This window comes from uncultured Frigoribacterium sp. (assembly GCF_963515265.1).
Taxonomy (GTDB): domain Bacteria; phylum Actinomycetota; class Actinomycetes; order Actinomycetales; family Microbacteriaceae; genus Frigoribacterium.
In genome coordinates, this window is record NZ_CAUPYL010000137.1 from 1 (window position 1) to 7,198 (window position 7,198).

Consider the following 7,198-nt stretch of genomic DNA (forward strand, 5'->3'; position numbering starts at 1 on the left):
GCACGGACCAGCGCGGCCGAGCGCTCGTCGGGCCCGGTCGCCCAGGCGAGCGCCGCCTCCTCGGCCATGCCGTGCCGCACGTGCCGCGCGACGAGCCGCCGCAGCCTCTCGGGCTGCGGCACCTCCACCCACCAGGCGAGGTCGAGCTCGGCGCGGGCGCTCCGCCACGGCTCGTCGTCGACGAGCAGGTAGTTGCCCTCCACGACGACGACCTCGACGTCGGAGCCGACCTCGATCGAGCCGGCGACCGCCTCCTCGAGGCCCCTGACGTAGTCGGGCGCCCAGACCGTCTCGCCGGGCTCGACCTGTCGGATGCGACGGAGGAGCGCGAGCCAGCCCGTCCCGTCGAACGTGTCGATCGCGCCCTTGCGGTTGAGCCGGCCTAGGCGCGCCAGGGTCGCGCCGGCGAGGTGGAAGCCGTCCATCGGGACGACGACGGCCGGGGTGCCGGCCGCGACGAGCGCCTCGACGAGCAGCGTCGCGGTCGTGCTCTTGCCGCTGCCCGGCTCGCCCGCGAGGCCGACCACGACGCGACGACCTGTCTCGGCCCGGAGACCGACGACCATCTCGACGGCGGCGTCGACGGCGAGCGGCTCAGGACCCGGGGCCGGCAGGCCGGTCGGCGACGTCACGGCGGCCCGGCTCGGCTCAGGCGCCGGGCGTGGGCGTCGCGCGCCGCGCCGAGATCGCCTTGCGGAGCACGGTGATCAGGATCGGCAGCACCGAGACGAGCACGATCACGATCGCCCAGACGTCGATGTGGTCGGCGATGATCGGCACGCCCCCGAGCAGCGAGCCGAGCACCGTGAGGCCCACGGCCCAGAGGAACGCGCCGATGACGTTGAACGCGAGGAACGCCGGGTAGCGGTAGCCCGCCGTGCCCGCGGCGAGCGGCACGTAGGTGCGGACGATGGGCACGAAGCGGCCGAGGATGAGCGAGAGGCCGCCGTACTTGGCGAAGAACGCCTCGGCCTTGGCGAGGTGGGCCGTCTTCAGCACGCGCGCGTCGGGTCGGAACCAGCGCCGGCCGAAGCGGTTGCCGAGGAAGTACCCCACCTGGTCGCCGAGGAACGCGGCGGCGAAGGCGCAGAGGGCGATCAGCCAGACCGGCAGCTCGAGGGCCTCGTGCAGCAGCCCGGCCGTGAACAGCAACGAGTCGCCCGGCAGGAACGGGAACAGCACGCCCGACTCGATGAACACCATCAGCGAGATGCCCGCGAGCGCCCAGGGGCCCAGCGCAGGCAGCAGCGCCTCGGGGTCGAAGAGCAGGAAGCCGCCGGAGGCGAGGGGCAGGGAGGCGAGGAGGGTGGCTGTCGTCACCGGGCGAGTGTAACGACAGCGCGCTCGCGGGTGCCTCCTCCCCCGGTGGTCGCAGGCCGCCGTCGGCAGGTGTCGTCCGGTCGGCGGATGTCGGCGGCCGTGACCCTCTCCTAGTCTCGACGCAGGTCGGCCGCCCCCGGACGCGACGATGCGTGCCCGGGGCGACGACACCCGCACGACGACGAGAGGCACCCATCCATGATCGAAGCTCGATCACTCACGAAGAGATACGGCTCGAAGGTGGCGCTCGACGACGTCAGCTTCACCGTGCGACCCGGCGTCGTCACGGGGTTCCTCGGCCCCAACGGCGCGGGCAAGTCGACCACCATGCGCATGATCGTCGGGCTCGACCGGCCCACCTCGGGCTCGGTGACGGTCAACGGCCGCCCGTACGCCGACCACCGGGCTCCGCTCCGCGAGGTCGGCGTGCTGCTCGACGCGAAGGCCGTGCACAGCGGCCGCAGCGCCCACGACCACCTCCTCGCGATGGCCGCCACGCACGGGATCGGCAAGGCCCGTGTCCGCGAGGTCATCGCCCTGACCGGCCTCGAGTCCGTCGCGAAGAAGCGCGTCGGCGGCTTCTCGCTCGGCATGGGCCAGCGCCTCGGCATCGCCGCCGCGCTGCTCGGCGACCCGGCGACCCTCATCTTCGACGAGCCCGTCAACGGCCTCGACCCCGAGGGCGTGGTGTGGGTGCGGACGCTCGCCCGCCACCTCGCCAGCGAGGGCCGCACCGTCTTCCTCTCGTCGCACCTGATGAGCGAGATGGCGCAGACCGCCGACCACCTCATCGTCCTCGGCCGCGGCCGTGTCCTGGCCGACGCCCCCGTCAGCAGCGTCATCGCCCAGGCGTCGGGCGACGGCGTGCGCGTGCGCAGCCCGCACCTCGCCCAGCTGTCCGACCTGCTCCGCAGCCGCACCGAGGTCGTCGTGACGACGACCGAGGACGGCGCGCTCGACCTCCGGGGCGTCACCGCCGCACAGGTCGGCGAGGCCGCAGCCGCCCAGGGCATCGTGCTGCACGAGCTCACCCCGATGGTCCGATCGCTGGAGGAGGCCTACATGACCCTCACCCAGGACTCGGTCGAGTACCACGCGGGAGGCACAGCCCACGCGGGAGGCACAGCCCACGCAGGAGGCACAGCCCACGCAGGAGGCGCCCCCGCGGCCGCCGACGACGCATCCGCCACGACGTCGGGAGCGACGCGATGACCACGACCACCACGCCCCGCCCGACGTCCCACGCCCACACGGCGGGCTCAGGCGTCTCGTTCGCCCACGTGCTCCGCTCGGAGTGGATCAAGCTCCGCAGCCTCCGCTCGACCGCCTGGTGCTTCGCCGTCATCGCCGTCCTGCTGATCGGCTTCGCCGCCCTCGGCGCCGCGCTGTCGTCGGTCTTCACCGGCTCGGAGGCGACGCCCGACCAGCAGCAGTCCGTCGCGGTCACGATCATCACCTTCGGGTCGCCCTTCGCCCAGCTGGTCGCCGCCGTGCTCGGCGCCCTCGTCATCACGGGCGAGTACGGCACCGGCATGGTCCGGTCGACGTTCACGGCGGTGCCCCGTCGCACCCCTGCGCTCGTCGCCAAGGTCGTGCTCGTCGGCGCGAGCACCTTCGTCGTCTCGCTCGTCGCGCTGGCGATCGCTCTCCTGGTCGCGACGCCGCTCCTCGCGGGGCAGGGCGTCGACGTCGACCTCGCCGACGGCCGACTGTGGGTCTCCGTCGTGGGCGCCGCCGCGGCCGTGGCCTTCACCGCGATGATCTCGTTCGGCCTCGGCGCGATCATCCGGAACGGAGCCGCCGGCATCGCCGCCGCCATCGGGGTCGTCTTCGTGCTGCCCATCATCTTCGGCATCGCACAGGGCCTCATCGCCAAGGGCTGGGTCTACACGCTGAACGAGTTCACGCCGCCCCAGGCCGCGACCCGCCTCTACGATTACCCGCTCGACGGCACCTCGATGCTCACGATGCCGGGCGTCGACGGCTCGCTCGTGCTTGAGCCGTGGCAGGCGCTGCTCGTGCTGGTCGGCTGGGTCGTGGTGCTGTTCGCGATCGCGCTCGCCCTCGTGAAGCGACGCGACGTCTAGTCCGCAGCCGCGCCTCCTCGACGGCAGGGGCCGACGCGACCACCCGGTCGCGTCGGCCCCTCGCCTCGTGCCCGCCTGTCGTCAGCTCGGCCGGCTGCTCGGCCGGCTGCTCTGCCGTCCGGCCCCTGCCGTTCACCTCAGATCGGGAATGAACGACGCCTGTCGAGCGCTGCACCGGTGTCTCGACGGCGAGACACCGCCCCCGCGACCCGCCAGCCCCCCAGGGAGATCACATGACGAGCGACACCGCCGCGTCCACCGCCGCCGACACCGGCTCGGTCGGCGCGACCCCCGACGGGGACGACGCAGGCCTCGCGGCCCGCAACAAGCTCGTCATCGGCCTGCTGCTCGTCAGCGCCTTCGTCGTCATCCTCAACGAGACGATCATGGGCGTGGCCCTGCCGAGCCTCACCCGTGACCTCGACATCACCGTGACCGCCGGCCAGTGGCTGACGACCGGCTTCATGCTGACGATGGCGGTCGTCATCCCGATCACCGGCTTCCTGCTGCAGCGGTTCAACACGCGCCCGGTCTTCATCACCGCGATGAGCCTGTTCAGCCTCGGCACCGCCATCTCGGCGATCGCGCCCGGCTTCGGCGTGCTGCTGCTCGGCCGTGTCGTGCAGGCGTCCGGCACGGCGATCATGATGCCGCTGCTGATGACCACCGTGCTCACGCTCGTGCCCGCGGCGACCCGCGGCCGCACCATGGGCAACATCTCGATCGTCATCTCGGTGGCCCCGGCCATCGGGCCGACCATCTCGGGCCTCATCCTCAGCGTCTTCGAGTGGCGCTTCATGTTCATCCTCGTGCTGCCCATCGCGCTGGGCGCCCTCGCCCTCGGCGCCGCGCGCGTCAAGAACGTCACCACCCCCCGCGCGGTGCCGCTCGACGTCTTCTCGGTGATCCTGTCCGCCTTCGCGTTCGGCGGCATCGTGTTCGGGCTCAGCTCGATCGGTGAGGGCGCCGAGGCGGCCGTGCCGGCGTGGCTGCCGATCGGCGTCGGGGTCGTCGCCCTGCTCGCGTTCGTCCTGCGCCAGCGCGCGCTCCAGCGTGACGACAAGGCGCTGCTCGACCTCCGCACCTTCCTGTCGCGCACCTTCACCACGTCGGTCCTCGTGCTCGGCGTCGGCATGATCGCCCTCTTCGGCACCCTGATCGTGCTGCCGATCTACCTGCAGAACGTCCACGGCCTCGACCCGCTGGCGACCGGACTGCTCCTGCTGCCCGGCGGCCTGCTGCAGGGCGTGCTCTCGCCGATCGTCGGCCGGATCTTCGACAAGCACGGCCCGACCGTGCTGCTCGTGCCCGGCACGATGCTCGTCAGCGCGGTGCTGTGGTTCCTCTCGACCGTGTCCGAGTCGACGCCCATCCCGATGGTGCTCGGCGCGCACGTCGCCCTCAGCGTCGGCCTCGCGCTGATGTTCACGCCGCTCTTCACGTCGGGCCTCGGCTCGCTGCCCGGCCGCCTCTACTCGCACGGCTCGGCGATCGTCGGCACGGTGCAGCAGGTCGCGGGCGCGGCCGGCACCGCCGTGTTCGTGACCGTCATGACCCTGGCCACCGTGTCCGCGGCGAGCGGCGGGGCGGGCGACATCGCCGCCGCGAGCGCCGGCGTCCGCGCCGCGTTCCTGGTGGGCGCGATCATCTCGCTCTTCGCCGTGGTCGGGGCGTTCTTTGTCCGCAGGCCCCCGGTGACCGAGGGCGCCGAGCCGATCGTCGCGCACTAGCCGCACCTCCCACGACCGCCCTCCCCGACCACCGGGGAGGGCGGTCGTGCGTCCGGCGCCGGGAGTACCGTCGCCGGTGTTCGTGCATCCTCTGCACGGATGCACACCGCGCACAGGGGAGATCACCATGAGCAGCTCGTCGTCGACCACGGCTCGAGGAGGCGGCGGCAGCGTCCGCAGCCTGGTCCCGGCCCGCATGGACCGCCTCCCCTGGACGAAGTTCCACTGGACGATCGTCGTGGGGCTCGGCTTCTCGTGGGTGCTGGACGGCCTCGAGATCCAGATCGTCGCCTCCGCCGGGTTCCAGGCCGACCTCGGCCTGTCCGCCGCACAGGTCGGCTACCTCGGCACGATCTACCTGCTCGGCCAGGTGGCCGGGGCCCTGATCTTCGGCCGGCTGAGCGACACGCTCGGCCGCAAGAAGCTCTTCATCCTCACGCTCGCGATCTACCTGGTCGCCAGCGGCCTGGCCGGGCTCTCGCCGAACCTCGCGTTCCTGGCCGTCTTCCGGTTCATCGCCGGCATGGGCATCGGCGGCGAGTACGCCGCGATCAACTCGGCCATCGACGAGATCATCCCGTCGCGCTACCGCGGCCGCGTCGACATCGCGATCAACGGCACCTACTGGGGCGGCGCGGCCCTCGGCTCGGCGGCCAACCTCTTCCTGCTGAACACCGACTACTTCGCCGAGAACGTCGGCTGGCGGATCGGCTTCTTCATCGGCCCGGTGCTCGGCCTGGTCATCATCTACCTGCGCCGGCACATCCCCGAGAGCCCACGCTGGCTGATGACCCACGGCCGGGAAGAGGAGGCGGAGGCGACGGTCACCGACATCGAGCACCGCGTCGAGGCCGAGGGACGCACCCTCGAGCCGGTCAGCGACGACCAGGCCCTCGAGGTGACCGACCAGGGACGGATCCCGTTCAGCGTCATCTTCCGCACCCTGATCAAGGACTACCCGAAGCGCACCCTCGTCGCCGCGACGATGATGATCACGCAGTCGTTCCTCTACAACGCGATCTTCTTCACCTACGCGCTCGTCCTGCAGAACTTCTACGGCACCGACCCGGCGTCGACGCAGTACTTCTTCTTCCCGTTCGCGATCGGGAACCTGCTCGGCCCGCTGCTGCTCGGCCACCTGTTCGACACGTGGGGCCGCCGTCAGATGATCTTCCTGACCTACGGGGTCTCGGCGGTCGTCCTCGCCGTGTCGGCCGTGCTGTTCCACATGGACGTCCTGAGCGCGACGACCCAGACCGTGTTCTGGTGCGTGTCGTTCTTCTTCGCGTCGGCTGGCGCCTCCTCGGCCTACCTCACGGTGAGCGAGATCTTCCCGCTCGAGCTGCGCGGCCAGGTGATCGGCTACTTCTTCGCCCTCGGCCAGATCGCCGGCGCGGTCGCCCCGACGCTCTACGGCTCGCTGATCGGCGACGGCACCGACCGTGGGCCGCTGACGGCGGGGTACTTCCTCGGCGCGGGCATCATGCTCGTGGGAGGCGTGATCGCGTTCGTCTTCGGGGTGTCGGCCGAGCGGAAGTCGCTCGAGTCGATCACGAGCCCGCTGTCGGTCGTGACGCCGGGGAAGTCCGGCGGCGGCGGGAAGTCGTAGCGGTCGAGACCTGACCTTCAGGACCGCACCGTCGGGGACAGGCCGTCAGGGCCCGGCCGTCAGGGGGCGGGCTCCGGCACGCTGACCGCCGGCGGCACCGCGGCCAGGTCGGGCAGCAGGCCGATGTCGACGAGCACCACCTCGCCGGCGAGCGCGGCGGCGGGCTCGATCAGGAGCCCGGCCTTGTGGGCGCCGAAGGTGACGGTCAGGGTCGCGGACAGCACGATCGGGTCGGGCACGGAACCGTCGTCCGGGCCGATGCCGCTCGGCACGTCGACGGCGACGACGGGCAGGCCGTCCGCGGTCGTGACCCAGGGCAGCAGCGCCGCGACGACGTCACGAGCCGTGCCTCGCAGGGCCGGGTCGGCGCTCGTGCCGGTGCCGAGCACGCCGTCGAGGAGGACGGCCGCGCCCGACTCCCGGAGCCGGGCGCCCGCCTCCTCGACGGTCGA

At 72.1% G+C, this 7,198-nt stretch carries 7 protein-coding genes; 4 read left to right on the plus strand and 3 right to left on the minus strand.

Going from position 1 to position 7,198, the window contains the following annotated elements; genetic code table 11:
* Positions 1-632: nucleoside/nucleotide kinase family protein (locus tag RWM17_RS10600; protein ID WP_314103478.1), on the minus strand; the 632-nt coding region annotated here is incomplete at its 3' end.
* A 16-nt stretch (positions 633-648) separates the two neighbouring features.
* Positions 649-1,320 carry a DedA family protein gene (locus RWM17_RS10605; protein ID WP_146898931.1) on the minus strand — a complete coding sequence of 224 codons (672 nt, stop codon included), beginning with the start codon at positions 1,318-1,320 and terminating at the stop codon, positions 649-651.
* 198 nt (positions 1,321-1,518) lie between these two features.
* On the opposite strand from RWM17_RS10605, the gene RWM17_RS10610 reads away from it, so the two are divergent.
* The 4 genes from RWM17_RS10610 (at position 1,519) to RWM17_RS10625 (ending at position 6,746) form a co-directional block, all read left to right on the plus strand.
* Positions 1,519-2,532, plus strand: a complete 1,014-nt coding sequence (locus RWM17_RS10610; protein ID WP_314103483.1) for an ATP-binding cassette domain-containing protein — start codon at positions 1,519-1,521, stop codon at positions 2,530-2,532.
* Complete coding sequence (locus tag RWM17_RS10615) at positions 2,529-3,407, plus strand: ABC transporter permease subunit (protein ID WP_314103485.1); 879 nt, start codon at positions 2,529-2,531, stop codon at positions 3,405-3,407. Before RWM17_RS10610 ends, RWM17_RS10615 begins: the two co-directional genes overlap by 4 nt.
* Positions 3,408-3,640: 233 nt before the next feature.
* On the plus strand, positions 3,641-5,137 hold the full coding sequence (locus tag RWM17_RS10620) for a DHA2 family efflux MFS transporter permease subunit (RefSeq protein ID WP_123546779.1): 1,497 nt from the start codon (positions 3,641-3,643) through the stop codon (positions 5,135-5,137).
* Positions 5,138-5,264: 127 nt separating this feature from the next.
* Positions 5,265-6,746, plus strand: coding sequence for an MFS transporter (locus tag RWM17_RS10625; protein ID WP_314103490.1), 1,482 nt, complete (start codon positions 5,265-5,267; stop codon positions 6,744-6,746).
* A 59-nt stretch (positions 6,747-6,805) separates the two neighbouring features.
* Here RWM17_RS10625 and RWM17_RS10630 read toward each other — a convergent pair.
* Positions 6,806-7,198: NAD(P)H-hydrate epimerase (locus RWM17_RS10630; RefSeq protein ID WP_314103493.1), on the minus strand; the 393-nt coding region annotated here is incomplete at its 5' end.